This window comes from Lysinibacillus sphaericus, from assembly GCF_002982115.1.
GTDB classification, from domain to species: Bacteria; Bacillota; Bacilli; order Bacillales_A; family Planococcaceae; genus Lysinibacillus; species Lysinibacillus sphaericus.
Genome location: NZ_CP019980.1, coordinates 1563641 through 1588804 on the forward strand (window position 1 = coordinate 1563641; position 25164 = coordinate 1588804).

At 35.6% G+C, this 25164-nt stretch carries 26 protein-coding genes and 1 pseudogene; 24 read left to right on the plus strand and 3 right to left on the minus strand.

Going from position 1 to position 25164, the window contains the following annotated elements; all coding sequences use genetic code 11:
- Nucleotides 1–51 precede the first annotated feature (51 nt).
- The 7 genes from spoIIP to LS41612_RS07845 all read left to right on the plus strand — a co-directional run bounded on the left by spoIIP (nucleotide 52) and on the right by LS41612_RS07845 (nucleotide 8432).
- Complete coding sequence (gene spoIIP, locus LS41612_RS07815; protein WP_233433835.1) at nucleotides 52–954, plus strand: stage II sporulation protein P; 903 nt, start codon at nucleotides 52–54, stop codon at nucleotides 952–954.
- A 619-nt stretch (nucleotides 955–1573) separates the two neighbouring features.
- Nucleotides 1574–3463: an acyltransferase family protein gene (locus LS41612_RS07820; protein ID WP_024363078.1), complete on the plus strand. Its 1890-nt coding sequence runs from the start codon at nucleotides 1574–1576 to the stop codon at nucleotides 3461–3463.
- Between the two features lie 270 nt (nucleotides 3464–3733).
- Nucleotides 3734–4585, plus strand: coding sequence for an excalibur calcium-binding domain-containing protein (locus tag LS41612_RS07825; protein ID WP_024363077.1), 852 nt, complete (start codon nucleotides 3734–3736; stop codon nucleotides 4583–4585).
- A 319-nt stretch (nucleotides 4586–4904) separates the two neighbouring features.
- Nucleotides 4905–6731: a translation elongation factor 4 gene (gene lepA, locus LS41612_RS07830; RefSeq protein WP_024363076.1), complete on the plus strand. Its 1827-nt coding sequence runs from the start codon at nucleotides 4905–4907 to the stop codon at nucleotides 6729–6731.
- Between the two features lie 188 nt (nucleotides 6732–6919).
- Nucleotides 6920–7294 (plus strand): phage holin family protein, encoded by a 375-nt coding sequence (locus tag LS41612_RS07835; protein WP_024363075.1) that lies wholly within the window; start codon nucleotides 6920–6922, stop codon nucleotides 7292–7294.
- On the plus strand, nucleotides 7291–7569 hold the full coding sequence (locus LS41612_RS07840) for a M15 family metallopeptidase (protein WP_024363074.1): 279 nt from the start codon (nucleotides 7291–7293) through the stop codon (nucleotides 7567–7569). Before LS41612_RS07835 ends, LS41612_RS07840 begins: the two co-directional genes overlap by 4 nt.
- Before the next feature lie 116 nt (nucleotides 7570–7685).
- Nucleotides 7686–8432: a hypothetical protein gene (locus tag LS41612_RS07845; RefSeq protein ID WP_024363073.1), complete on the plus strand. Its 747-nt coding sequence runs from the start codon at nucleotides 7686–7688 to the stop codon at nucleotides 8430–8432.
- Between the two features lie 458 nt (nucleotides 8433–8890).
- Here LS41612_RS07845 and LS41612_RS07850 read toward each other — a convergent pair whose 3' ends face one another.
- A complete protein-coding gene (locus LS41612_RS07850) occupies nucleotides 8891–9517 on the minus strand; it encodes a nitroreductase family protein (protein WP_024363072.1) in 627 nt (208 codons plus the stop codon).
- Nucleotides 9518–9646: 129 nt separating this feature from the next.
- On the opposite strand from LS41612_RS07850, the gene LS41612_RS07855 reads away from it, so the two are divergent.
- Entirely contained in the window at nucleotides 9647–10018 is a 372-nt protein-coding gene (locus LS41612_RS07855; protein WP_024363071.1) for a winged helix-turn-helix transcriptional regulator, read from the plus strand.
- Nucleotides 10019–10178: 160 nt separating this feature from the next.
- Nucleotides 10179–10907 carry a coiled-coil domain-containing protein gene (locus tag LS41612_RS07860; RefSeq protein WP_024363070.1) on the plus strand — a complete coding sequence of 243 codons (729 nt, stop codon included), beginning with the start codon at nucleotides 10179–10181 and terminating at the stop codon, nucleotides 10905–10907.
- A gap of 167 nt (nucleotides 10908–11074) precedes the next feature.
- On the opposite strand, the gene LS41612_RS07865 is transcribed toward LS41612_RS07860, so the two are convergent.
- Entirely contained in the window at nucleotides 11075–11698 is a 624-nt protein-coding gene (locus tag LS41612_RS07865; RefSeq protein ID WP_024363069.1) for a hypothetical protein, read from the minus strand.
- A gap of 228 nt (nucleotides 11699–11926) precedes the next feature.
- Here LS41612_RS07865 and LS41612_RS07870 point away from each other — a divergent pair, with 228 nt between their 5' ends.
- The 8 genes and pseudogenes from LS41612_RS07870 to LS41612_RS07910 all read left to right on the plus strand — a co-directional run bounded on the left by LS41612_RS07870 (nucleotide 11927) and on the right by LS41612_RS07910 (nucleotide 17495).
- Entirely contained in the window at nucleotides 11927–12460 is a 534-nt protein-coding gene (locus tag LS41612_RS07870; protein ID WP_024363068.1) for a DUF6143 family protein, read from the plus strand.
- Nucleotides 12461–12737: 277 nt separating this feature from the next.
- Nucleotides 12738–13373 (plus strand): DUF2306 domain-containing protein, encoded by a 636-nt coding sequence (locus tag LS41612_RS07875; RefSeq protein WP_024363067.1) that lies wholly within the window; start codon nucleotides 12738–12740, stop codon nucleotides 13371–13373.
- A 388-nt stretch (nucleotides 13374–13761) separates the two neighbouring features.
- The gene (locus LS41612_RS07880; protein WP_255313731.1) at nucleotides 13762–14256 is read left to right on the plus strand and encodes a S8 family serine peptidase; all 495 of its coding nucleotides are present in this window, start codon (nucleotides 13762–13764) and stop codon (nucleotides 14254–14256) included.
- Between the two features lie 218 nt (nucleotides 14257–14474).
- Entirely contained in the window at nucleotides 14475–14684 is a 210-nt protein-coding gene (locus LS41612_RS07885; protein WP_024363066.1) for a hypothetical protein, read from the plus strand.
- 157 nt (nucleotides 14685–14841) lie between these two features.
- On the plus strand, nucleotides 14842–15495 hold the full coding sequence (locus LS41612_RS07890) for an SMI1/KNR4 family protein (protein ID WP_024363065.1): 654 nt from the start codon (nucleotides 14842–14844) through the stop codon (nucleotides 15493–15495).
- 60 nt (nucleotides 15496–15555) lie between these two features.
- Nucleotides 15556–16045, plus strand: a pseudogene (locus tag LS41612_RS07895) (tetratricopeptide repeat protein).
- Nucleotides 16046–16346: 301 nt separating this feature from the next.
- Nucleotides 16347–16685, plus strand: a complete 339-nt coding sequence (locus LS41612_RS07905) for a cupin domain-containing protein (RefSeq protein WP_024363063.1) — start codon at nucleotides 16347–16349, stop codon at nucleotides 16683–16685.
- 114 nt (nucleotides 16686–16799) lie between these two features.
- Nucleotides 16800–17495, plus strand: coding sequence for a toxoflavin lyase-like VOC family protein (locus LS41612_RS07910; protein WP_024363062.1), 696 nt, complete (start codon nucleotides 16800–16802; stop codon nucleotides 17493–17495).
- Nucleotides 17496–17518: 23 nt separating this feature from the next.
- On the opposite strand, the gene LS41612_RS07915 is transcribed toward LS41612_RS07910, so the two are convergent.
- Nucleotides 17519–18514: a PLP-dependent cysteine synthase family protein gene (locus LS41612_RS07915; RefSeq protein ID WP_029747269.1), complete on the minus strand. Its 996-nt coding sequence runs from the start codon at nucleotides 18512–18514 to the stop codon at nucleotides 17519–17521.
- Nucleotides 18515–18775: 261 nt separating this feature from the next.
- Here LS41612_RS07915 and LS41612_RS07920 point away from each other — a divergent pair, with 261 nt between their 5' ends.
- The 7 genes from LS41612_RS07920 to chrA all read left to right on the plus strand — a co-directional run bounded on the left by LS41612_RS07920 (nucleotide 18776) and on the right by chrA (nucleotide 24957).
- A complete protein-coding gene (locus LS41612_RS07920; protein ID WP_233433836.1) occupies nucleotides 18776–19837 on the plus strand; it encodes a DUF1835 domain-containing protein in 1062 nt (353 codons plus the stop codon).
- A gap of 147 nt (nucleotides 19838–19984) precedes the next feature.
- Nucleotides 19985–20347 (plus strand): DUF7310 family coiled-coil domain-containing protein, encoded by a 363-nt coding sequence (locus LS41612_RS07925; protein WP_024363059.1) that lies wholly within the window; start codon nucleotides 19985–19987, stop codon nucleotides 20345–20347.
- 65 nt (nucleotides 20348–20412) lie between these two features.
- Nucleotides 20413–20838 (plus strand): GatB/YqeY domain-containing protein, encoded by a 426-nt coding sequence (locus tag LS41612_RS07930; RefSeq protein WP_024363058.1) that lies wholly within the window; start codon nucleotides 20413–20415, stop codon nucleotides 20836–20838.
- Between the two features lie 220 nt (nucleotides 20839–21058).
- Entirely contained in the window at nucleotides 21059–21628 is a 570-nt protein-coding gene (locus tag LS41612_RS07935) for a TetR/AcrR family transcriptional regulator (RefSeq protein WP_024363057.1), read from the plus strand.
- An 86-nt stretch (nucleotides 21629–21714) separates the two neighbouring features.
- Nucleotides 21715–22647 (plus strand): SDR family NAD(P)-dependent oxidoreductase, encoded by a 933-nt coding sequence (locus LS41612_RS07940; protein WP_024363056.1) that lies wholly within the window; start codon nucleotides 21715–21717, stop codon nucleotides 22645–22647.
- A gap of 193 nt (nucleotides 22648–22840) precedes the next feature.
- Nucleotides 22841–23698: a DUF4179 domain-containing protein gene (locus LS41612_RS07945; protein WP_024363055.1), complete on the plus strand. Its 858-nt coding sequence runs from the start codon at nucleotides 22841–22843 to the stop codon at nucleotides 23696–23698.
- Between the two features lie 89 nt (nucleotides 23699–23787).
- Nucleotides 23788–24957, plus strand: coding sequence for a chromate efflux transporter (chrA, locus tag LS41612_RS07950; RefSeq protein ID WP_029747266.1), 1170 nt, complete (start codon nucleotides 23788–23790; stop codon nucleotides 24955–24957).
- The last annotated feature ends 207 nt before the right edge of the window (nucleotides 24958–25164 follow it).

Here is a 25164-nt window from a genome sequence, read left to right on the forward strand (position 1 = left end):
ATTCATCGTTCTAAAAGACACATCCCCTCCATACGATAAGGGGAGGAGGGTGTGACTTTGCTAAAAAAACTACAATGGTCAATTGGTCTATTATTGTTCTTTTTCGTATTACCAGTCATTGCTGGGCAACTTCCGTTCAACAAGCAAGCATCGACTCCGATGAAACAACCAGAGGATAAACAAGTCGTGTTTGCCGCTACTAATTTAGAAGAAGAAAGTGAACTAGAAAAGACAAAAGAGCAGACGGAAGAATCGACACCAGAATCGACACCAGAATCGACACCAAAATCAACGTCAGAGCCGACAAAAGAGCAGGATCCATTTAAAGTATTATTGTTATTTACACATTCACAAGAAGCCTATCAACCGATAGTAAAAGCAGTTAGCGGAAAAGTGGCCGTTTATGATGACAAAACAAATATTTATAACTTACAAGGCGCCATTTCCAAGCACTTTAGCATGAACGGTATCCAGACGGATGTATTAGATGTTGATGTGATGAAGGTAATGAAATCGGAAGGCAAAACTTTTCCACAAGCTTATAACACAGTACGTCCCTATTTATCTAATCGTTTACAAGAGCAATCCTATAATTTAATAATTGATTTGCATCGAGATTCGGCCAAACGGAATGCGACAACTACTATGCACAACAATCAATCATATGCACGTATTGCCATAGTCGTAGGCGCAGAACATAAAAATTACAGATGGAATACGGCTTATGCAGAAAGTCTTTCTGCTGCCATGAATGACATTGTGCCAAAGGTTTCAAGAGGGGTTATATCGAAAAGTGGTGATAATGTAGATGGTCGCTACAATCAAGATTTAGCTAAAGAGATGATTTTAATTGAATTAGGTGGCATCGATAATACAGAAGATGAGTTAAATCGTACAATTGCTGTTATTGGAAAAGCAATTGCAAAAACCTTTGTAACGGAATCTAAAAGTTAAACAGTTATTAACTATATTGAATTTTTCCTATTCAAGTTCAAGCGATTTTTTCATCGCTGTCCACTTTAGAAAATAGTTTGATGCTATCAATAAAGGGTAATGAATGGTATGTAAGGTGCCAATTGAGAGAATTACCTAAAAAAATTTTTTACTAGGTCTTTCAATTGTTGATACCTTGCATTATACTTTTCAAGTCAGCTCATACGCCTTATTGAATCGGGCGATTTTCGATTGTGTTCATCAATGAAAAAAGCCGTTTCAAAAGCATCTTCCATTATGGGCAGATGCTTTTTTTGTTGTTTGGTTGCAACATTACAAATTTTTAATATAAAAGTGACTTTAATGATGTTTTATACATATGATTTGTAAGAAATATAGTAATTTTTTATACTCTATGGTAGCTAAGAAACGAATGAACATGGTATAACCAAAATCCCACCGTGGAAAATTTTTTTGCTTAAGAAAATGATCAACCTTTTAGGTGGCTCATACGTCTTTAATAGTATAAGTAAGTAAAGAATAAAACGTAGAAAAGGAGCAGAGGCTAGGCAATATACTCACATTTTATAAATAACTTAATAAAGGGAACGACGTTTTATATTTTATTGGAGGAAACAGTATGTTAGGCAAGACATTGAATCATCGTTATATCCCAGGATTAGATGGGATAAGAGCTTTAGCAGTACTAGCAGTCATTGCTTACCATTTTAACTTTCGATGGGCCAGTGGAGGGTTCCTCGGAGTTGATATCTTTTTTGTTTTATCAGGTTATTTAATTACTTCAACCATTTTACCGATGAAAGGGAATCAATTAACAGTCAGTTTGCGACGATTTTGGATTGGTCGCTTTCGACGTCTAGTGCCCGCTGCCTATGTTATGATTATGACCACTTTTGTGTGGGTCATGTTTTTTCATAAAGAACTTTTAAATACTATGCGTGGAGATGCGCTATCTTCCCTTTTCTACTCTAGTAATTGGTGGTTTATTTATCATAAACTTTCCTATTTTGATAGTTTCGGGTCGCCTTCCCCATTGAAGAATTTATGGTCTTTGGCGATTGAAGAACAATTTTATGTTATTTGGCCGATTGTATTGATGATTGGTTTAGCTCTATTTAAAAAACAAAGTAAATTTTCAACAATTATTTTCATTGGCGCAATTTGTTCAGCAATTCTTATGGCCATTCTGTATCAGCCAGGAGCTGACCCAAGCCGAATTTATTATGGGACAGATACACGTTCCTTCGAATTGTTAATAGGCTGTTGGTTAGCATTCGTTTGGCCGATGAAAAGACTTTCTACGAAAAAGCTTTCTACTAAGCATGTTTATGAACTTAACAGCATAGGTGTCATTACCTTTAGTATTTTTATTGTCAGTATTTTATTCGTAGATGAATACCAAGCATTTTTATATAGAGGTGGTATGTTCTTATTTTGTCTAAATGCAGCGCTATTAATAGCCTGTGTTTGTCATCCAGCTAGTTTTTTAGGCAAACTACTTGCATGGAAGCCACTTCGCTGGATTGGTTCTAGATCGTACGGAATCTATCTTTGGCATTACCCTATTATTGTGTTAGGTACTCCTGTTCATGAAATCGGAAACCCTGTCTATTGGCGTGTTACTATACAGTTATTGCTCATATTACTGCTCGCTGAATTATCTTATCGCTTTATTGAAATGCCTATTCGTAAAAAAGGATTCCGATTATATTTCCGACAATATTTAATCATCCATCCGAACAAATGGCGTGATTTTTCAATTGCAAGAAAAATTGCAACTGCTGTTATCCCACTTTTCTTACTCGTGTTTTTTACTGGTATAACAGGGGTAGTAGGAGAAGCACCACAGGACACAAAGGAGTCTTACCCAACAAACATTAAAATAAATGGTGGACAACATGCTTCTGCAAAAGATCAGGATACAGTAGAGCAGGATTCCACAGATGAACAAGTAGAATCACCTGTTGATAATAACGAAGCAACGTCAAAAACGGAGAAAGATGATGTAAGTGACATTGCGAAGAAAGGACCGTATAAAGAACTACTAGCTATCGGGGATTCTGTTATGATTGATATTGCTACAAGTTTACATACGCTTTACCCTAACATTACAATAGATGGAAAAATCGGGAGACAAGTTTCGCAAGCAGTCAAACTGATCCCTAGTTACGCCCGCTTTAATCAACCTGATAAAGCTATCATTATTCAACTTGGCACAAACGGATACTTTACAAATGACCAAATTGACACGCTTCTTGGTGCTTTTTCTCAAGCAGAAATATATTTAGTGAACACACGTGTACCACGTCCGTGGGAAGCAAAAGTAAACAATGCTTTAGCGAATAAAGCGCAAGAACGTGAGAATATTACGCTAATTGATTGGCATTCTACAGCCTTAAACCATCCCGAATATTTTGCACCTGACGGGGTACATTTGGAGCCAAAAGGGGTAGAAGCTTTATCGAGTCTAATTCAGCAAGCAATTGATGCTCGTATGAATGAAGTTTAATAAGCATCCTGCTGTCGCTAGATAGTCTCCCTGAGACGAGTCACTTAATGGAGTGACTCGTCTTTTTATATGAAAGAACAGGGATTTTTTCTTATGCAGAAAAAATAATTTGATTCTAATTTAATATATTTATACCAATTATAATCCAATTATGTATAATATTTAGTGGGAGGAGGGATTGATGGATACAGTGAATCCACTAGTTACCAACTTTCAAGGATTACATAAAAAGGTTATTTATAACAAATGACAAAAAGGGAGACTCAAAAAATGAAAAGTAAAACACTTGTATTAGTAATGACACTAATGTTAGCAATTGCATTCCATGTCAACATTGCAAACGCTAGCACTTTTAAAGAAGTAAAAGTAACAGACTCTTCATCAAAGGTATATGAAAAAACTGATACTAATTCAAAAGTAATTGGAACTGTGGAAAAGGGGAAATTTGTTATTTCAATTAGTGAACATAATGATTTTTCTCGTATAATGTATTTAAATAACGAAAATAAAATGATTGATGGTTATATTATGGAAGATGCACTTGATGATGCGCCATACACAATTAAAATTGCGAGTTCGAAAAGTGGGTTGGTTGTAAAAGAAACGCCATCTTTAAAAGGTAAAACGATTGCAACATTACAAAATAAAATGGTTGTCAAAGATTTCGGATCAGTTGGTGATGGTTGGTCCTTTGTCCAGTATGGTAATGTTATTGGCTATGCTGCTACTAATTTTATGAGCAATTCACAGCCAACGACTAAATATGTGCTAGCAAGCAGTCTTATTGTTAGAAATATTGCAAGCCCTTCAGGTGTTCAAGTAGGGGAGCTAGCTAAAAATGAAGAAGTAGCCGTTCATTCTACAATTGCTGGCTGGTCGTTCGTAACAACTGATGATTACGAGGGCTATGTAGTAGATACTTACTTAAGCTCAAAAAATCCAGCTGCCGCGACAACGAGTAAACCAAGTGGCTCTTCAAATGCTAGTAATTCAAATAGCAGTAAAACCTATAAAAATTGTACGGAGCTTCGTAAAGATCACCCAAATGGTGTAGGAGCTGACCACCCTGCTTATGCACCTAAACATGATCGAGACAAAGATGGATGGGCTTGCGAAAGATAATTTTACTTTAATTGAGTAGCAAATAATAGAATTAAAAAAGCGCCTGCCAACATGCAGGTGCTTTTTTAACTATATAGTTAGTTATTGAATTATTTAGTGCTTCCTGTACACACACTTGTCATATTTTATGTACTTTTTGAAAAGCACTTTTTTGGGCCTTATTGCCTGAATTGGGTGCTTTTTGATGCATTGAAATGCAGAAAATAACAAGCATAAATAAGAGTAACCATTGATTTAACAGCATTTATCCCGTTCTAATGTTGTGGTTTGTATGTGGTTCATAGTATAATTCATTATAGTTTAATTAGGAGTGGAAGAGATGAACCGAGAAGCACGATTAAAAAGACAAGAGAACATACGAAATTTCTCTATTATTGCACATATTGACCACGGGAAATCAACGCTTGCTGACCGTATTTTAGAGCAAACGAAATCACTGACATCCCGTGAAATGAAAGCACAGCTACTCGACTCAATGGATTTAGAGCGTGAGCGAGGCATAACAATTAAGTTAAATGCAGTCCAATTAAAATATGAAGCCAAAGATGGCGAAGTGTATACGTTCCATTTAATCGACACACCAGGACACGTCGATTTCACATATGAGGTATCACGTAGTTTAGCTGCTTGTGAGGGCGCTATTTTAGTTGTGGATGCAGCACAAGGCATCGAAGCACAAACATTGGCTAACGTTTACTTAGCACTTGATAACGATTTAGAAATTTTGCCAGTTATCAATAAAATCGACTTACCAGCAGCAGATCCAGAACGTGTGCGTCAAGAAGTTGAAGACGTTATCGGTTTAGATGCTTCAGAAGCGGTATTAGCTTCCGCAAAGGCTGGTATCGGTATTGAAGATATTTTAGAACAAATTGTTGAAAAGGTTCCTGCACCAACAGGCGATCCAGATGCACCATTACAAGCACTTATTTTTGACTCTGTATATGATGCCTATAAAGGTGTTATTATTTCCATTCGAATTATGAATGGTACGGTTAAACCTGGCGATAAAATTCGTATGATGGCGACAGGTGCAGAATTTGATGTTATTGAAGTTGGCGTACATACTCCGAAAAGTGTGCCACAAAGTGAATTAACGGTTGGAGATGTTGGTTACTTAACAGCATCTATTAAAAATGTTGGTGATACGCGAGTGGGGGATACTGTTACATTTGCTAATCGTCCAGCAGCAGAGGCATTAGCAGGTTATCGCCGTTTAAATCCAATGGTATACTGTGGATTATATCCAATCGATACAGCTAAGTATAACGATTTACGTGATGCATTAGAAAAATTAGAGTTAAATGACTCTGCATTACAATATGAACCTGAAACATCACAAGCGCTTGGTTTTGGTTTCCGTTGCGGTTTCTTAGGGCTTCTTCATATGGAAATTATACAAGAACGTATTGAACGTGAATTTAGCATTGATTTAATTACAACAGCACCATCGGTAATTTACGATGTTTATATGACAGATGGTACGTCCATTAAAGTCGACAACCCATCCTTTATGCCAGACCCACAAAAAATTGACCGTGTTGAAGAACCATATGTGAAAGCGACAATTATGGTACCGAATGATTATGTTGGTGCGGTAATGGAGCTTTGCCAATTGAAACGTGGTAATTTCATGACGATGGATTACATTGATACGTCACGTGTCAGCATTATTTATGAAATGCCATTATCTGAAATTGTCTACGACTTCTTCGATTATTTAAAATCAAATACCAAAGGCTATGCATCATTTGATTATGAGCTAATCGGTTATCAGCCGTCAAAACTAGTGAAGATGGATATCCTATTAAATGCCGAGCAAGTCGATGCACTAAGCTTTATCGTGCACCGTGACTTTGCTTACGAGCGTGGAAAAGTAATCGTAGAAAAACTTAAAGAATTAATTCCTCGTCAACAATTTGAAGTACCAATTCAAGCTGCAATTGGTCAAAAAATTGTCGCACGTTCGACAATTAAAGCGATGCGTAAAAACGTATTAGCAAAATGTTACGGTGGGGATATTTCTCGTAAACGTAAACTTCTTGATAAACAAAAAGAAGGTAAAAAGCGTATGAAACAAGTCGGTTCAGTCGAAGTGCCACAAGAAGCATTTATGGCTGTGCTGAAGATGGATGATACGAAGTAATGTTGATATAACAACGTTTGTAGAGGTTGTTTATTAGTAATTTTATATCCTTTGGGTGGAGGATGCCACCGATTTGCCACCGTTATTAAAATGAGCCTTCCACAGATGATTGTGGAGGGCTTTTATTATACAAAAAGGAAGGTGTCAGATAAAAATAGACACACTTTATATCAATCGTAGGCGGCTCCATGGCATGGGTCGCTTATTTTGTTGGCGGCGTTGACCACTTAATAAAAGCGTTAGTTATATTCATGACTATAGATTATGCATTAGGATTCATGGTTAGTTTAGTCTTCAAGAAAACTGAAAGTAAAAAGATGTTTAAGGGTTTAATCAAAAAGACAGTAATGGTATTAATGGTCATTGCTGCGGTGCAACTTGATTTAGCAACCGAGAGTGGAAACTTCATGCGTAATGCCATGATTCTTTTCCTTATCGGTATGGAAGGTATCAGTATGATTGAGAATCTTGGCAAGCTAGGAATCAAGGTGCCTAAGTTTTTATCTAACGCATTTACACAACTTCAAATTGATAATGATGAAAAGAAGGATGATGCAAAATGACAAGCGTTACAACTACATGCCGAGACTTAGCCGAGCTTTTACCTGCTGCACAAACAGCGTGTCGGTTGCTATTTCAGGAGTGTTACAAAGCAGGCATTAAGAACATTTTTATCACTGAAACATATCGCTCACAAGCACGGCAACATTACCTGTATGCACAGGGTAGAACAAGACCAGGGAAAATTGTAACGTGGACGCTGAAGAGTAATCATAAATCACGTCTAGCATGGGATATTGCGGTTGGTCCTCCACAATCATTGTATGATATCACATAATGTTTTGGAAAAATACTATACTTTTGTAGGGTTTTTAACAACCGTTGATAGAATATTAAGTTACTGGTATATAATACTAAGAAATTATGTTTTTATAACTGAGTAGGAGGAGAATAATGAAAAAATTATTTATTGTGTTACTAACAGCATTTGTATTCGCAGTAGTAAATCCAACGAAATCAGAAGCGAAAGTGATGCATGATGGAGCGGAAGTTGTAAAAGGGCAAACAGGGAAAATGACCTTTAAAAAAGACATTAAGGTATACAAGAAAAATTCAGATGGTACGTTTGAATCTTTAGTGGTAAAGCAAAATAACTTCTTTAGAACGTATGATATTGAAAAATATGATAACAAAATATTCTATCAAATGGGGCAATACCGAGTACAAGCAACCGATTTGGTAGTTTTCAAAGAAGTACCAATAAAAATTCGTTCCTCTTTTTATAACGAACCAACTTATATTATTATTAATCGTGATGGTATTTATAGGGTCGGATCATACGGATTTAATTTCAGAAGTAGATGGGGTATTTCTTTCTTGGATACAAATAGTGGACAATTGCTGGAGTTTTGCCAAAGCGATGATGGTAGTTGGATGGCGTGTTATCAGTATCCTGGTACAGACCTTAAAATCGCTGAGACTATACATAGTAAATCCGGAGAGCGTTTTGAGTTAACAAAAGATGCAGGTGGGAAAAGAACACCATTGGATGAAGCTAAATCAGAAACAATGTATGATAAGGGTAGTGTTTTTCAATCGCAAGGTACTGAAGTTAATGGTTATCTAGAAGTATTTAGTGAATCCGACTCAAAAAGTTCATGGCTTCCAGCGAATTTATTAAAGCCAGTTGGAGATAAGTGATAGATTAAGAATTATATAAAGCCCTCTTATTTTATTTGATAAGGGGGCTATTTTTTATGGTTGTGGACATGTGAATAGGCTGATTATCGATGTCTTGTGCTTAGCTGAATAATCCATAAAAGAACACTCTGTGATGGGTGGTCATTTTGTAATTTCCCCCATCATATCCCCACCAATGATAATAAATAAGCGAAGAAAAACAACCGACAAACCCTTTTACAGCAAAGGTTTATCGGTTGGAAAAGGATACGAATAGATACATCCTGAATACAACGTTTCTATAGGAAGCATTTATGACTGTGCTGAAGATGGACGATACGAAGTAATTCTGATTTATCAATATAGGTTGTAAACAAGAACCATGTAAAAGCTCAGGTACTCAATTAATTTTGAGCCTGAGCTTTTTTCCATGAAAAACATATTGTTTTGCCTTTTGTTAATCAGAGACTATCAAAACATTAACTGATTTCGTTTCTATAAATGATCTTATTTACATCGTGTCTTACTGTTTTATGACCGGCTTTCGTACCTTTCCCAACAGCTATGAGCATTACATCTAAATACCTGTCAGAAATATGCAAGATGTCTTTTAATTTTTTAGAATCATAGCCTGACATAGTAATCGTGTCAAAACCCGCTTCGTTTGCTAATAAAATAAATGACATGGACGCAAGACTTACATCTCTAGTTAATTCAAGCTTTAAATCTTCCTTGGATTGGTGTTTGTAATAATTGATTGCAGCATCCGCTAGATAATCCCTTAGCGATTCATCATAATACCCCGCTTGGAAGCCTTCCTCATGTATGTCGATAATATTCTCTTTGTCAAATGCCTGATAATCACCCAACATGACAATTAAAGTTGAAGCTTCTATTACTTGTTGCTGATGAAAGGCTATAGGTAGTATTAAATTTCTTAAGTCCGGATTATCAATAATTAAGTATCGTGTAGCTTGGATATTATTTCCATTAGGTGACTTACTTGCACTTTCAACTAATGAACTTATTTGTTCTGAACTTATTTTATAACTTGCATCATAATGTCTAACTGAACGTCTTTTTTCCAAAATATTTTTTACACTCATGCTATCAGCTCCGAAATTTTTATTGTCTTGCAGCTTTAATTATAGTAAGCAATAATATAGAAGAAAATAACGCACTTTAAAGTGGTATAGCCACTTAAAGGTGCCTATTTAGCGTTGGGAGGAAACTAGATGGTGAACTATAATACGGGAATTAATATTTTTATGAATATAGCAGGTGGTAAATGGAAATGTTTAATTCTTTTTTTCTTAAGTCAAAAATCAGTAAGAACAAAAGAGTTTTATGAGTTAATACCTGGCATTACACAAAAAGTTTTAACAAATCAATTGAAACAGTTAGAAAGAGATGGCCTTGTACGAAGAGAAATATTTAAAGAAGTACCGCCAAAAGTAGAATATAGCTTAACGGATTTAGGAAAATCTTTTGTACCAGTATTAAACACAATGTGTGAATGGGGAAATACATATGCAGGTATAAAAGGTCTAGATAAAGATCAACAAATTGATTGTGATTTGTTCCGCGGTGCTCAAAATAACGTGTAATGGCAACTCGTCTTGCTTCTACAGGTACTGTAAATAATGAATCAAACATTTATTTAAAAAGTGAGTAGCTGTTTTTTCTAGATTGAGGCAATATTAGGTTTAACTAGATTTCATTTAAAATGCCAAAAAATTGTCGATATAGATTATGAGGTGGTAAAATATGAAAATAACGCATGATAGTAATTCTACGAACTTCATTAAAGTGTCAAATGTATCTTCCAATAGACCTAAAACGATTCAGCAAAATGCTCTAATTCGTAAAGATACATTAACAATAGGGCAACAAGCACGAAATTTGTTTAAAGGTCAGCAAGCTAAAACGAGTCTGATTGAAAGTTTAATGAAGCAACGTGAGAGCGTTCAACAAATGAAAAGTGATTTAAGCGAACGGACGTTAGAAAACGGAGGCGACTTATCGTCTATTAAAGAACAGCTAAAGGATTTTGAAAAACAAATAGCTGAAATTGATGCCCAAATAGCTGAACAGCAGATGGAAGAGCAAAAGAAAGCGACAAACCAAAAGGATCAAGAAATAAAGAAAGAACAACCTGCCAATTCACTGGAGGATATTTTGGGCAAATCTGTTTCACTAGAACAAATGGAAACATTAGAATTGTCGAGAAATTCATTAGGACGCGAACAAAATCGTCTTGCGAGTGAAGTAGCGTTAGATGCTAGCCGGGGTACTTTTATTGATAAAAAATATGAAAAACTCTCAGATTTAGAGGATCGGATTCAAACTGTGCAAGAAAAAGTAGCCGATCACCTTCAAAATGCTGAAGATAAAGATTTACATAAAGAAGCATCTTTAACTACTCTTATTGATGAGCTTAAAGAATCTAAAACCAAACAACAACAGGATAAACTGACAGCGGAAGAAGGCAGTTAAAGTAACTAGCCATCACCATATTGAGCAAATTTGACAGATTAACTGTTATTGTGAAGATTGAAAAAAGCCCAGTTCTCAAAATTATGAGACTGGGCTTTTGGGTGCGATCTAATTATTATGGACATGGCAAAAGGATCGTAGCCATATGCATGGTAGCAAAATAGCTATTAATCACATGTGTATTTATATTCAGGGTTTGTTTGAATAAAATAGCCACTTCGTACTTGCCCTGCCCAGTTTTGTAATGCTTCTTTCCAAGCTATACTATCAAAAAATTCATCTACAGTTGTCGTTTCAGAAAACCATATTAATGGGGTATAAGGGGCAAGTGGACCTGCATCTCCCCAGATACCACCTGCTTTGATTGTACTTTGTTTTACAAGAAGTAAAGGAAGTCCGCGTTGTAGAGACATGGATGGTTCTATTTGTAAGAAAGGCGAATAAGGTTCAAGTTGATCCGTTCGCCGAGTTGGTTTTAATAGAGCCGCAGCTGTTCCATAACTAGAGTTTACTATTGTCCGGACATTCTCTATTGTAGTATTGGGATATTGGTCTGTATTCGGAATGGTTCTTGGGAAAAGAAGCACCTGTTTAATTTCGTTAAACATCCGAATAATAAATCGTTGCTCATTAGATAGTGGTGGTTGTGCTGATCCTAAAGTAAAAAGGTTTTGATGGCTAAAAAAAACAGGAATGCGGAAAAATGCACCTGCTGCATCATTTAAATCTTCCACAGCTTTATAAAATTGATTGATTTCAGTGTTCGTATTTCTAGTTTTATTCTCACTCAAGTTTTATCACCTCCTTACGCTAACTTATTCAAAAGTTAGAAGAAAAGGCTGTGTTTACATACAATATAGCTATTCATTTTATATCTTGTAAATTATCACCTATATATTGCGAGTGAAAAATCATGAAATGTAGTTACTAGAGAAATAAATTAGGTTGCATTAGTTTAATTTTCGAATACACATTTTTATCCTCTCTACATACAGTGTAAAAAGGAGTGGTGTGTATTTATGAAAAATCATGACCGTTTTATTAAAGCTGTTAATATTCCTAATCCATTGTATCAATCCATACAAGGACGATATTTTGTTGGTCAAACGGAACCGATTTGTTTAGGGAAAGGGAAGAATGCCTGGGGAAGCTTGAGTAATCCGCATTATTCAAATGTAGATTTATATGTAAATGCGTTTACCATTACAAATCATTCGAATCAACCGTTTGTTGCTGAAATTTGGTTTAATGCAATACCTCCTGGAAATGCGATGATTTCTAAAAACGTAACATCTGCAAATCAAGCCATTTCGCCACTTCCAAAGCCCGAAGTGAAAATTGAGTTTGCTGAACTTGTAAGTGGATTTCCAAAACAAGGCGTAAATGTATTTAAACGAATTGTACCACCACAAAGTACATTGGTAAGTGATGAAGATGGAAAATTTATTTTTCCATCAGGAGAGTCATTTGTTATTTTTTTAGTTTCACCCAATGATGAATATATCGAGGCAGAAGTGGCATTTGGCTGGTTTGAAAAAAAGATTAAGAAATAAATATATCTCCGCCAAAGAAGATTCGCTTGTGTACATTCGATTGGGTAATGCCAGCGTTCATCGTTAATTGTTGACTATATTATATGTATTGAATATTTTTTATGGGGAGATTACTTTATTTTACAATAGCTAAATGCAATGATAGTCACAATTTAAAACCTCTTATACACATTAAGTTACCACTTACTGTATGAATTACAAATCTTCTAAAATGGCGTGTTACATTAAGAATGTAGCACGATATTTTTGGATAAATCATTTTTTAGGGGACTGTAAAATGAAAAAAATTACGTTAATATTTAGCTGCTTAGCTATTGGAATAGCTGGATACTCCATAGTTCAATATTTAATAATGGATGCCCATCAGGCAGGCTTTGTTCACATGAAACTGATGTTTATGGATACATTGGATTCGCTTTGGTATACCTTGCTTTATATCCATATTGTATTTAGTATAGTGGCTTTAGTAATAGGACCCTTTACGCTATCTTCAAAGTTTAGAGAAAAAAATAGGAAGTGTCATCGTATAGCAGGGAAGGTCTATGTGATAGGCATTTTATTCGGCAGTATTGCAGGTCTTTATTTAGCGTTTTATGCTACAGGCGGATTTGTGTCACAGCTCGGTTTTAGTTTGTTAGCTATTTTCTGGATCATTACCGGCTATCAAGCGGTTACGAACATTAAAAAACATAATGTTTATGAACACCAAAAATGGATGATACGCAATTATTCATTAACTTTTGCTGCAGTAACTTTAAGAATCTGGCTACCATTATTTACTGCATTATTTGGATTCGAAAATTTTATGATTAGTTATCCTATTATTTCGTGGTTATGTTGGGTGCCAAATCTTATAGTTGCGCAGTGGATTATTGGGCGGACACTTCAAGAAAGAAGCACAATAGTTATATAGGTTAGGATAAATGCCACTCGATTTAGGGTGGTTTTTATTGTCTATTCGTATCAAAAAGGCTGCCAAATTGGGAGGGTAGAATTTAAAAAAAGAAAAATAAAAGCCATCGGAAAGATGATATTTTTTTATGTAATCCTAAAATTATTATTAAAAAATGTCTAAATTTTCTTAAAAAATAAAGTAATTTGACTATTGTGTGAGAATCATTATCAATGATAAATTATTGTTAACTCGGGGATAGTTTAGCTATAGTTATACGCTGTTGATATTATATAATATTACTTTTCAAATTGACATCACAAATGAAGTTTTAGGTTTTACATTTAATTAATAGGGTGAAGTTATACTAACTAGAGGTATCGTAATTGATTCAGTTGCACCAACAATTATCAAGAATGCAATTGAATTGGCTGTCCAAAAAGATGTTTCTATTATTAATTTAAGTATGGCTAGCCATTTTGAAGATAAAGATATTACGGAAACGATAAAATTAGCAGTAAATAAAGGTGTTACAGTAGTAGCTTCCTCAGGAGATTATGGAAATACTGAATTGATGTATCCTGCAATTTTAGATGAAGTTATTTCAGTTGGGGCGATAGATACTTCAGGAAATGTACTTGATTTAACAAGCGGTTCGCAAAAAACAACGATTAACGCACCTGGTCACGAGATATCAACAATCCATTCCGATGGGACTATAATTAAAACTACTGGTACATCGCAGGCAACAGCCTTAATATCAGGCTATATTGCACTATTAAAAGATTATGCCTTTTCGAAAAATGTAGCGTTAACTGATGATACGATTATATCGTTATTAAAGTCTATTAATAATGAAGAATTAACGTATTTACAAGCATTGATGAAAATCAGTACTTGGTAAGGGGGCTAGTTATATGGAAATAAGACCATATTATTTAGCAATAATAGCAGCCGTGATAAGTTGTAGTGCATCATATTTATCAATATCTTCAGATGCCAAATCTACCATTAACTTTTTTATGGCTATTTTAATAATTATTTCCATTTATTTGAGTTATAAAGAATACAAAAAGTCGAAAAGAGAGTCGTGATCTTAATAGATTAATAGGATGTTGATATATGGAAATAAGAGATTGGTTTAGTATACCAATGATATTAAGTCAAATTGTTATTTGGATTTTATGGATTCTATTACAACTTGCTTTAGAAGCCAATGTAATGTGGATAGTTTTTTATCCATTTAATTTTCTTTTTGTTGCAAATGTAATTATTGGCGTCGTCTTCAAATTAAAAAGTGTAAAAAGACAACGTGTTAATATACGGGTATAAGATGACCAAGTAAGCAAACGATGTGACCTTGGTCATTTTTTATTGTGCAACGAATCCTGAAATAATGGAAAAATATAACTGACGAAATACCGTATGTGTATTATGATAAAAAAATAAGAAAGTAACACATTTTGGTTGTAGGAGAGAGGGGATTGCCATGGATTATCGTATATTTGAGCAGAGAGTTCAGAATATAGTGGAGCGAATAGTTGCGATTGGTGGAGAAGTATCAACAGTAGATATTGGTGCCCCTGCGACGCTACAACAAATTGCGCACTGTGAGAACCAATTAGGTTTCCAAATTCCTGAAAGTTTTAAAAAAGTGCTTGTGGAGTTTTCATCAGCATTTTACTTCCGTTGGGGTTTTCTAGATGATTACCAATTGGAGGGTGAACTGGACGGAATCTTTAGCGGAATGCTTCACTGGGATTTAGAATTATTGAACGAGATAAATAATGATAAAAATGCGTGGATTAAGGAAGTTTTTTCAAATCCACAACATGACTACGATAAAGTATGGCATCAAACATTTGCTTTTTACGAGGTCGGCAATGGAGACTACATTGCATTTGATGTCGTTGATAACAATGCTGATGCTTCTATTGTTTATTTAAGTCATGATGATGGGGAAGGACATGGCTATAAATTAGCGGACAACTTTATTGATTTTCTGGAAAAATGGTCTAGGTTAGCATTTGTTGGTGGTGAAGATTGGCAGTGGCTAGCATTTACATCGAATGCTAGAAGTGGTCTTTTACCAGACAGTCAAAATGCAAAACGATTTAGAAGTTTAATGAAATTAACAATTTAATTTGGGATGCATGACGGGGCTTAAGAAAAGTGTCATATTGTTTAAAAGGAGCTAATAACATTGTACGAACAACAACTTGCAAGGGCAATCCAATTACGTAATGAGGAAAAGAAGAAAGAATCAAATCACTTGTTGTTAAAAATGGTAGAACAATACCCGAATGATGCGTTTGTGAACTATCAATGTGCTTGGAGCTTTGATGTTTTAGGAGAAGAGTCTCAAGCGGTACCATACTATGAAAAAGCAATTCAGCAAGGGCTATCAGGCAAAGAGTTAGAGGGTGCGTTTATAGGGCTTGGTAGTACATATAGAACGTTAGGACAGTATAAAAAAGCACAATCGACGTTTTTAAAAGGAATTGACTTATTTCCGACTAATAAAGCATTACAAGTCTTTTATGCCATGACTTTATATAATCTAGACGAGCATAGTAAGGCGATGGAGCTTTTACTAGAATGCTTGCTACATACGACAAGAGATGCGGAAATACTTAGTTATAAAAAATGCGATTCATTTTTATGCACATCAATTAGATAAAGTATGGCAATAAAGGGGGAATAATGTGACGAAGTTTTATATGATGGCTATTACCAAAAAAACAGATGACCAAGAATATGAAGAAGCAGAAAAAGTTTTTGTTAAAAAATCGCAACTAAAAAAGTATTAGAAGAGTGAAGGGTACTGCAAGGAAACCAAGTATCAGTACATTAAAATACAAAAAGAAACGATGTATGTTGCCACTGTTGAAAAAATAAAAGTACAATAGCAGTCCAAATTCACGCAAACCAGAATGGCCGATTCTAAAAGGGAAATTAGAATAGATGGCCTATTTGAACAGGGAGTTGTTTTAGTTGAAAATTAGTAAAGAACATGCGGAGCATTACATTTGGGGTAAACAATGTGATGGCTGGCATTTAGTTAAAAATAATGAATTAAGTATTATTCATGAACGGATGCCTGCCAATACAACGGAAGTTTGTCATTACCACCATCAAGCACAACAATTCTTTTTCGTGCTATCAGGTATAGCAACAATGGAAATAGGCGAAGATCGGATTATATTATTGCCTCATGAAGGGGTTGAAGTACCACCATTTCAACCACACCAAATGCGCAATGATTCACAGGAGGATGTGGAATTTTTAGTTGTTTCACAGCCAAATAGTAGAGGAGATCGTACGCCGATATAAGGTTATATAGGAACCTAAAGTATGTTTTCTAAATCTTCATTCTTTTGCATGAGGAACATTCATCTGTTATTTAGTACAGTAAATGGTATCAGAAGCTAAGGGGATGAGTGATTTATGAAAATTTTTAAAATAAAACTTTATGCGTATGATTTACATAAAATGAGGGAATTTTACTGTACCTTATTAGGATTTGAATTATTAGATGAGGGGACCCATTTTTTTGACATAGCTGCTGGGGAGAGCAAAGTTCGATTCGAAAAAATAGAGGCTTCTGTTGCAAAGCAATATCATTTCGCCTTCAATATCCCTAGTAATTTATTTCAGTTAGCGAAAAAATGGGCAAAAGAGCGTGTAGACGTATTAAGTTTGGACGGAGTCGATGAAGTGTATTTTAAAACAATCGATGCCTATTCATGCTATTTTTATGATGCTGAGAACAATGTAGTAGAGTTGATAGCACGGCAGCAAATCAATCCGAGCGTTAATGCCGATACATTTTCTATTCAACATATACTGAATATAGCAGAAATAAATTTAACCACAGATGCGATTGCAGACGTCGTAGACCGTTTAAAGGAATATGATATAACGCCATTAAAGGGAGAAGATATTCGCCCAGATGCGCTAACCTTTATGGGAAATTACGAAGAGGGTGCCCATCTATTAATTGGTCCAAGTGAACGTCTTTGGTATTTCTCTACGCGTAAAGCGATTATCAGCCCTATTCAAATAGAGGTAAATAAAGAGATTGTGATATCTATGACAGCTAAAGGCAATTTTGCTATTTCAGAACAAACGAAGGATAGATAACAAGGCTATCCTTCGTTTTATCGTTAAAATAAATCGGTAGATAAATAGCGCAATCCTGTATCTGGAAAGAGTACGACTATACGTTTTCCTTTGTTTTCGGGACGTTTAGCAAGAGTTGTTGCAACAAACAATGCCGCACCAGAGGATGTACCTACTAAAACACCATCTGTTTGTGCTACAGTGCGAGCAGCTTTATAGGCCTCATCTGTTTCTACTTCTAATACTTCATCAATCCGATCAAGATGAACATTAGACGGAACGCGCGCTTCCTGTGCATCTGAAAAGCGATGCACACCTGTAATTTCAATAATATCAGGCTGTTCAACTGTAGCGATAGAATTAATAGCAGGTTCTACGCCTATAATTTGTATGGCTGGATTTTTGGATTTTAAATAAGCACCTACACCACTAATGGTGCCTCCTGTACCTATTGCAGCAACAAAAATATCAATTTGTCCTGCTGTGTCCTCCCAAATTTCTGGCCCAGTAGTGCGTTCGTGAATGTTAGGATTGGCTTCATTATCCAGTTGATTTAGAAAGACGACATTTTCATCCTTATCAACGACAGTTTCTCTAAATACTTTAATGGTTTCAACAAAATCGCCATCAGTTTCTTCAAATGCCGCTACCATCTCTGGTACATCGGAAAATGGAACAACCTCGGTTCCATATGCTTTCACAACCTTTGTTCGTTCTTCGCTTACACCATCTTGCATGTAGATACGTAACTTATAGCCCTTTGCTGCTGCGATAGCTGCAAGCCCAATACCAGTATTCCCACTTGTTGTTTCAATAATCGTTTTGTCCTTTGTTAAAACTCCACGTGCTTCAGCATCCTCAATCATCGCTTTAGCAATACGATCTTTTACACTATTCGCAGGATTAAAATATTCTAGCTTCGCAATAATTTCCGCTTCAAGTTGTAGTTCTTTCGTGTACTGATTTAACGCTAATAGTGGTGTATGCCCTATTAACTCGATTATCGACTGCTTTATGGTATTGGCAATAATTTGACCCATATCATCATCCCCTTTATTTTACTTACTTAACAAATTAGTTTTGTAGGAATTATTGGCATCTTAGCATGATAAATCCTTATGAGCAATACATTTTCTGATAGAAAGAATGGTTCGATTAATAGAAAAAAGTAATCAGTTTAGTTAAATTTAAAGTTTTAGTTGTTTTAAAGAGAAGTGGAGGGTAAGATCAATTATTTGCGTTGTTGAACATTTTAGAAAAAACATGAATTGCGCTATGATAAGAGAAATGGGAATGCTGTTATGATAGTAACTAGAAAAATGAATGGTGGAGAGGATTTGAATGGAATGTTGGAAGATGTTAACCGATTAAAAGAAAGAATCAATCAACTAAGTGAAGCGGAAGCAAAGTCAATGCTTTTCATATCTCTATTAAATGGAAAGTCGAGAGAGGACATGCAGCAAATACTCCTACATATGACAGAAGATAAGGAACAAATGGATAAAGCGCAGACAATACATATTGTTTTTGGTGATTCGCCAGCCGGAAGTCTAAAAGCAGCATTTAGAACGTCAGAATATCAAAAGACAGAGGATATTATTGTTTGGCCAGATAATTTATCGATTGGGCCAGTAAAAGATATACATCAAGCTTCGGGAATAGAAGCGAGACTTGGATGGTTCAACAAGCGATACAATATGGACGAGGCTGAACGTAATCATTATCGACAATGTATGCAAACTGCAATAGAGAAAATAAACAATATTTTACCACATCAAAAAATCGTTATTTGGACATGCCAAAATGCACATGAACAAACAGGATTACGACTTGTACTAGCCATGCTAGAAGGCAAAGTGAATGCAGTGCGAGTCATTGATACGTATAAGGCTTTTCATGAAAAGGAGATGCATCCACAAATAGCGGATTATCCACGAACTTCAGGAGAATTGAATGAAGAAAACCTCCTGTATTTTTATGAACAGTTTGCTATGGATGAACTAAAAAATGATGCAAGAGAAGCTTTAATGAAGGAAGGTAAAAGCTTATTAGTAGATAAAGTCCATCTGTTACGAACATGGACATGTGATGGGCTATTACATAGCCTACATGAAAATCGAGATGATGATTTTATTATTGAATGTGCCAAGCGGATGTATCAAGAAGAGGGTACCGTAACGTTTAAGAAAGCGGCACGTTTAATAGGTGAAGTATACGGACATATGCAACAATTTACAGGAGACGAGTGGATTGAGTATCGTTTACGAACGTTAATCAAGCAGGGGGTTTTTTCGTATCAAGGAGATTTGAAGGCAATGCGATTTTATGAAGTGAAATTGCAAGACGAATTCTTGACAAATTGAAATTTTTGATGTTTTGACTTCATTAAAAAGCATAGATAGAATAGTGTAGTAGAGTTTGAATAACTCTAGTCGATTAGCAACATTTATCAGTGAACATAACGAGTGAATAAATAACGAATAGATAAATTTGAAGAAAGGAAGTCGATTATGAATCCTGAAATCAATCAAAATGCAATTCTTCAAGCTATTTTGGAGCTCTCTACACAAGTGCAGGGCGTGAAAACAGAGATTCAACAACAAATCAAAGCGCTAGACAAAAGACTAGATTCAGTTGAAACGAGACTAGATTCATTAGAAACAAGACTAGGGTCGGTTGAAACGAGACTAGATTCACTAGAAATAAGATTAGGATCGGTTGAAACAAGACTAAATTCACTAGAAACGAAACTAGATTCAGTAGAACAAAATCTTAGTGCAAAAATAGATAAAGTGGATGCAAAGATGAACGTGTTAACACTTGACATATTAGAAACAAAGGCCGATGTGGAAATGTTGAAGAAAGCAAAATAATTTGTTTTGGTCGTCACAATGTGCAATAATCATTGACAATTAGCAATGATAGAGGAGTGAGTTGGATGTTAAAAACAGCAGTATTTGAACAACTAAAAACAGCAATGAAGGAAAAGGATGTCTTAGCAAAAGGTGTGCTAACACTAGTTAAATCAGCATTAGATTTAGCAGAGAAAGAAAAAGGTGAACCTCTAACTCAACCAGAGGAGATTGCCATTATTAATCGTGAAGTAAAACAAACGAATCAGGCATTAGAAGGCGCGCAAAATGCTGGCCGTGTAGATTTAATCGAAAAAGAAGAAGCAAAATTAGTGTTATTAAAAACCTTCCTTCCTAAGCAATTAAGCGAAGCGGAAATTGCTGAAAAATTACTAGCAGCAGGCGTTAGTAAAGGTATGAATATGGGTGAAGCGATGAAGATTGCAAAACCATTATTATCTGGTCAAGCAGAAGGTGCCGTTATATCTAAAGTAGTAAAAAGTTTAATTTAATAATAAATTGAAGGATCGCTGACGAAGTAGTGTTGGCATCCTTTATTTATTGTCTGTGCAAGATTGCACCATTTAATCACTGTCAGAAAATAGAGGTTTTGCTTAATACAATGTTTAGAAGAGGAACCGTAAAATGATTTCTATTAAAATTAAGGTTTGCCAAATAAATGAAAACATTCTATACTAATAATTAACCATTGGTCAGTTAAAGGAGGATTCCATGTCGCCACGTAAACCATCAGCACAAGAATTGACACTCAAGATGATTGTTGACGAAGCTCATAAACAGTTTATTGAAAAGGGTTTTCACCAAGTTTCCATGCGTAGTATCGCGAAAGAACTTGGATGTAGTCATGGAGCAATTTACTATCATTTTAAAAATAAAGCGGAATTATTTTATTGCATTATAGGTGAGTATTTTACTGAATTAAATCAAATGTTAGATGACATTGTAAATGGAACTGGAGAGTATCAAAACAAACTTTACGATGTCTTTGTTGGCTTTATGAAATTTGGATTAAACTATCAAAGCCAATATGAATTGATGTTTATGACGAAAGATCTTCATATCGATGGATTATCGCAAGAGGCTGCTAATCTTAGCTATGAAAAATTTGCGCAATCGGTTCAAGCTTTATCAGCAAAAACATTGTTCATTTCGGATATTCATTCAACATTTCTTGCATTACACGGTTTTGTTTCACATTATCACCATTATGTGATGAACTATGATGAAGCGCAAGAGGCGGTAGATGTCCATGCTAAATTTCTCGTTAAAGCATTGGCTTAAATAATGTTGCTCTAGATGTGAAAGTGAATCTAGAGTTTTCTTTTAACATCTATTGACCAGTGGTTAATTAAAAGGAGGAATAGATGATGAAAAAAGCATTAGTCATGGGTGCTTCAGGTGGAATAGGTTTTGCGATAGTGAGTGAATTAGCAGCTAGAGGCATACAAGTTGTGGCTTTCGCTAGGGGGAAAGAGAAGTTGCAAGCGCTTTTTGAAAGTTACTCGAATGTGTCGATTTTTCCTGGGGATGTCTTTAATGAAGAGCATGTAAGGAAGGCATCTGTTGGGATTGATGTTATGTTTCATGCAATTAGTTTCCCCTATCAAGAATGGGAAGAAAAACATATTCAGTGTATCCATTCAATTATCAATGTCGCACAAACGCAACAAGCAAAGATTGCACTAGTGGATAATATCTACGCATATGGTAGGCAATCTTCTATTGTAACAGAGGAGGCAATTAAAGAACCTCATACGAAAAAGGGGAAGATACGATTAGCAATGGAAAATAAATTGAAGGCTAGTAGTGTGCCTTCATTAATCGTCCATATGCCTGATTTATATGGACCCAATGCAGAAAATACAATTCTAAATGAAACATTAAAAAGTGTTATTAGTAATAAAAAGGCAAACTTCGTTGGGCATATGCAAGTGGCTAGAGAATTCCTCTATACAGTCGATGGAGCTAAAGCAATCGTTGAATTGGCATTGCGCTCAGACACATATAATCAGAATTGGAATGTGCCGGCTGTGCATCCTATTACAGGAGAACAATTATTGGAGATAATTCGAGATATTACGGGTTATAAAAAGAAAGTACGAACGGTTTCCAACGCAATGATTGGTATTTTAGCAATCTTTTCTCCGTTTATGAAGGAAATGAAGGAGATGATGTATTTAACAGAGGAGCCTGTTATTTTGAGCGGGGCAAAGTATGAAAGCGTGATTGGCACGTTGCCACAGACTAGTTATCAGGAAGGCTTACAACAAACGTTGCTATGGTTGAAGAAGATGGGATAAAATCAGTTTTCCTAAAGTATAACAATTCACTTCGGTTTCTGCGGGTACAAAGTAGTTCGCAGAAATCGATGTGGATTTTTATTAAATTGTGTAAGTGACTGGCACTTATTTAGTTATATAATGCCTAGCTCGTTATTACAATGAATCATAGGGAAGTACTCGTTGATAGATTAAAGGGATTGGGGGTGTTTGTTTGTCAGTTGAATCGCATGTGCATGAAGTGTATCCCGAAAAAAAAGGAAAACGTAAATGGGTAATCATTGTAGTAAGTATTTTATTTGCTGCTGGTTTATTAATGGTAGGTAGCCGCGTTGTCTCTTCTATTTTTAATGATAATCAGTCGGATTTTGCAGCTTATAAAACACTTGTTGGTCAATCAACAGAAAATGATTTTGGGAGATTGACTTTAAACGAGGTGATGGTTGATGATAATCAACTATTGTTAAATGCAACTTTTGAACCGGCGAAAGATGTAAATTTCGACTATCAAATTTTTTTCTTTCCGCAAGTACTCGTGAACGGTCAAAATTATACCGTTCGAAATGGTGGTCAGACCATTGCCCAATCAGAAAATACTTATACAATATATAGCAGTGTTAAAATGCGTGATTTACCTCAAGATGAACTGTTGCAGCTGAATATCCTCTATAACGATTGGAATTGGGAAAAGCCCATTCCAGAGCCTTGGGCATTTAAGGTAGAAGCATCTCAAAAGCAACTGCAAGCGGATCGAAAAGTAATTGCGGTTAATAAAACCATTAAGCTTAGTGATGGTCAGGAAATTAAGGTAGAAAAAGTTGTATCTACACCGATTTCAACTACAGTATACGTTGAGACACAAGAAACTACAAATGAATCGTTAAATTTTAATATTGTATCGCAATCAGGCAAAACATGGCGTCAAGATTCTTCTTATACATTAAATGAAGAACATACAAAGTGGGGGATTCGCTTCGATGCACGCTATCTAACAGATAAGACATATAAACTGATTCCTGTTACTGCAAGTGATGTTAAAAGTGGCCCAGCTATCAAAATACGCGAGAAATGAATATTCGATGCTTTAAGTAAATTTTACAATATCTTAATCTATTATAAGACATTCTCCGTGTAATATGATTGTATATCACATGGAAAGTAGTGAACAGTTTGCCAAAGTTGTTAGAGATTTTTCTTATTTCCTTTAAATTAGGCTGTACATCTTTTGGGGGTCCAACAGCGCATTTAGGTTTTTTTCAAATTGAATACGTGCAAAAAAGAAAATGGTTATCAGATAAAGAGTACAGTAACTTAGTGGCACTTAGTCAATTTCTCCCTGGGCCTGCATCCAGTCAGGTAGGAATGGGCATTGGTTTACTACGTGGTGGACTGTTGGGAAGCTTAGCCTCCTTTCTTGGGTTTACGTTACCATCTGTATTACTATTAACTCTATTTGCCTATTTTTACTCGCATCTAGAGATAGATATGGGATGGATTCAAGGCTTGAAATTGGTTGCTGTTGCCATCGTGGCACAAGCCATTTGGGATATGTCCAAAAAGTTAATTCCTAGCGTAGTGCACTTGATAATAGCAATTTTGGCGCTTTTAACGCTCCAATTTTGGGGAAATCCATTTGCACAAGTTACTGTCATCGCATTGGCAGCTTTAATAGGTGCACGGCTGTTTAAGCAAACGAACGGTGTAGATGATACCGCGCAAAAAAACTTACCTATATCTAAAACAACAGGTGGTTTACTTTTAGCATTATTTGCTATGTTAATGATTGCATTACCAATAGCTAATTCATTTGTAAAAGATGACTTATTAACAATTATAGAAAAATGTTATCTAGCAGGTGCCCTCGTATTTGGTGGCGGCCATGTAGTATTACCGTTACTCGAAACGCAGTTTGTGCAAAGTGGGTTAATGAGCGCATCTGACTTTATAGCAGGCTATGGTCTTACACAGGCAGTTCCAGGTCCATTGTTCACATTTGCTTCTTATATTGGGATGGTCATTGCTGGCGTGCCAGGAGCAGTGGTTGCAACGATTGCAATTTTCCTACCTGCATTTCTTTTAATTGTTGGGGCAATGCCTTTTTGGCTCACTATGAGCAGGCATGTGGCTTTAAAAGGTGCAATGGCTGGTGCTAATGCTGCGGTTGTTGGGATTTTAGCTAGTGCTTTTATCCATCCAATTGTGACCCAAACAATTCTAAGTGGATTAGATATTCTTTTAGCGGCTATATTTTTGTTGCTATCCTTGCGCTGGGCAGTCCCGCCTTATATACTGGTCGTGCTTGGCATAATAGTGGGATTGCTATGTTATTAAGAGCAAACATAAAAAAATCAAAACTACACATGATGATGGTAGTTTTGATTTTTTTTTTTTTTGGATAAAGTGTTCCTTATTGTAGAAGCAAATGAAACTTTTCCATTCCAAAGGTAGGTTCCGCGAGCGGTGTGTCATCATGTTAGCTGAATTGTCATGTTCTATCTTCTATATAAAATATATTGCGTACGTATCTTGATACTAGTT

Coding starts and splice junctions, on each gene's coding strand:
- LS41612_RS07925 (WP_024363059.1), top strand. CDS start 19,985: ATGAATCCTGAAATCAATCAAAATGCAATTCTTCAAGCTATTTTGGAG.
- LS41612_RS07885 (WP_024363066.1), top strand. CDS start 14,475: ATGGAAATAAGAGATTGGTTTAGTATACCAATGATATTAAGTCAAATT.
- LS41612_RS07860 (WP_024363070.1), top strand. CDS start 10,179: ATGAAAATAACGCATGATAGTAATTCTACGAACTTCATTAAAGTGTCA.
- LS41612_RS07820 (WP_024363078.1), top strand. CDS start 1,574: ATGTTAGGCAAGACATTGAATCATCGTTATATCCCAGGATTAGATGGG.
- LS41612_RS07920 (WP_233433836.1), top strand. CDS start 18,776: ATGATAGTAACTAGAAAAATGAATGGTGGAGAGGATTTGAATGGAATG.
- LS41612_RS07850 (WP_024363072.1), bottom strand. CDS start 9,517: ATGAGTGTAAAAAATATTTTGGAAAAAAGACGTTCAGTTAGACATTAT.
- LS41612_RS07840 (WP_024363074.1), top strand. CDS start 7,291: ATGACAAGCGTTACAACTACATGCCGAGACTTAGCCGAGCTTTTACCT.
- LS41612_RS07855 (WP_024363071.1), top strand. CDS start 9,647: ATGGTGAACTATAATACGGGAATTAATATTTTTATGAATATAGCAGGT.
- LS41612_RS07870 (WP_024363068.1), top strand. CDS start 11,927: ATGAAAAATCATGACCGTTTTATTAAAGCTGTTAATATTCCTAATCCA.
- LS41612_RS07825 (WP_024363077.1), top strand. CDS start 3,734: ATGAAAAGTAAAACACTTGTATTAGTAATGACACTAATGTTAGCAATT.
- LS41612_RS07915 (WP_029747269.1), bottom strand. CDS start 18,514: ATGGGTCAAATTATTGCCAATACCATAAAGCAGTCGATAATCGAGTTA.
- LS41612_RS07875 (WP_024363067.1), top strand. CDS start 12,738: ATGAAAAAAATTACGTTAATATTTAGCTGCTTAGCTATTGGAATAGCT.
- LS41612_RS07845 (WP_024363073.1), top strand. CDS start 7,686: ATGAAAAAATTATTTATTGTGTTACTAACAGCATTTGTATTCGCAGTA.
- LS41612_RS07930 (WP_024363058.1), top strand. CDS start 20,413: ATGTTAAAAACAGCAGTATTTGAACAACTAAAAACAGCAATGAAGGAA.
- LS41612_RS07940 (WP_024363056.1), top strand. CDS start 21,715: ATGAAAAAAGCATTAGTCATGGGTGCTTCAGGTGGAATAGGTTTTGCG.
- LS41612_RS07935 (WP_024363057.1), top strand. CDS start 21,059: ATGTCGCCACGTAAACCATCAGCACAAGAATTGACACTCAAGATGATT.
- lepA (WP_024363076.1), top strand. CDS start 4,905: ATGAACCGAGAAGCACGATTAAAAAGACAAGAGAACATACGAAATTTC.
- LS41612_RS07835 (WP_024363075.1), top strand. CDS start 6,920: ATGGCATGGGTCGCTTATTTTGTTGGCGGCGTTGACCACTTAATAAAA.
- LS41612_RS07890 (WP_024363065.1), top strand. CDS start 14,842: ATGGATTATCGTATATTTGAGCAGAGAGTTCAGAATATAGTGGAGCGA.
- LS41612_RS07910 (WP_024363062.1), top strand. CDS start 16,800: ATGAAAATTTTTAAAATAAAACTTTATGCGTATGATTTACATAAAATG.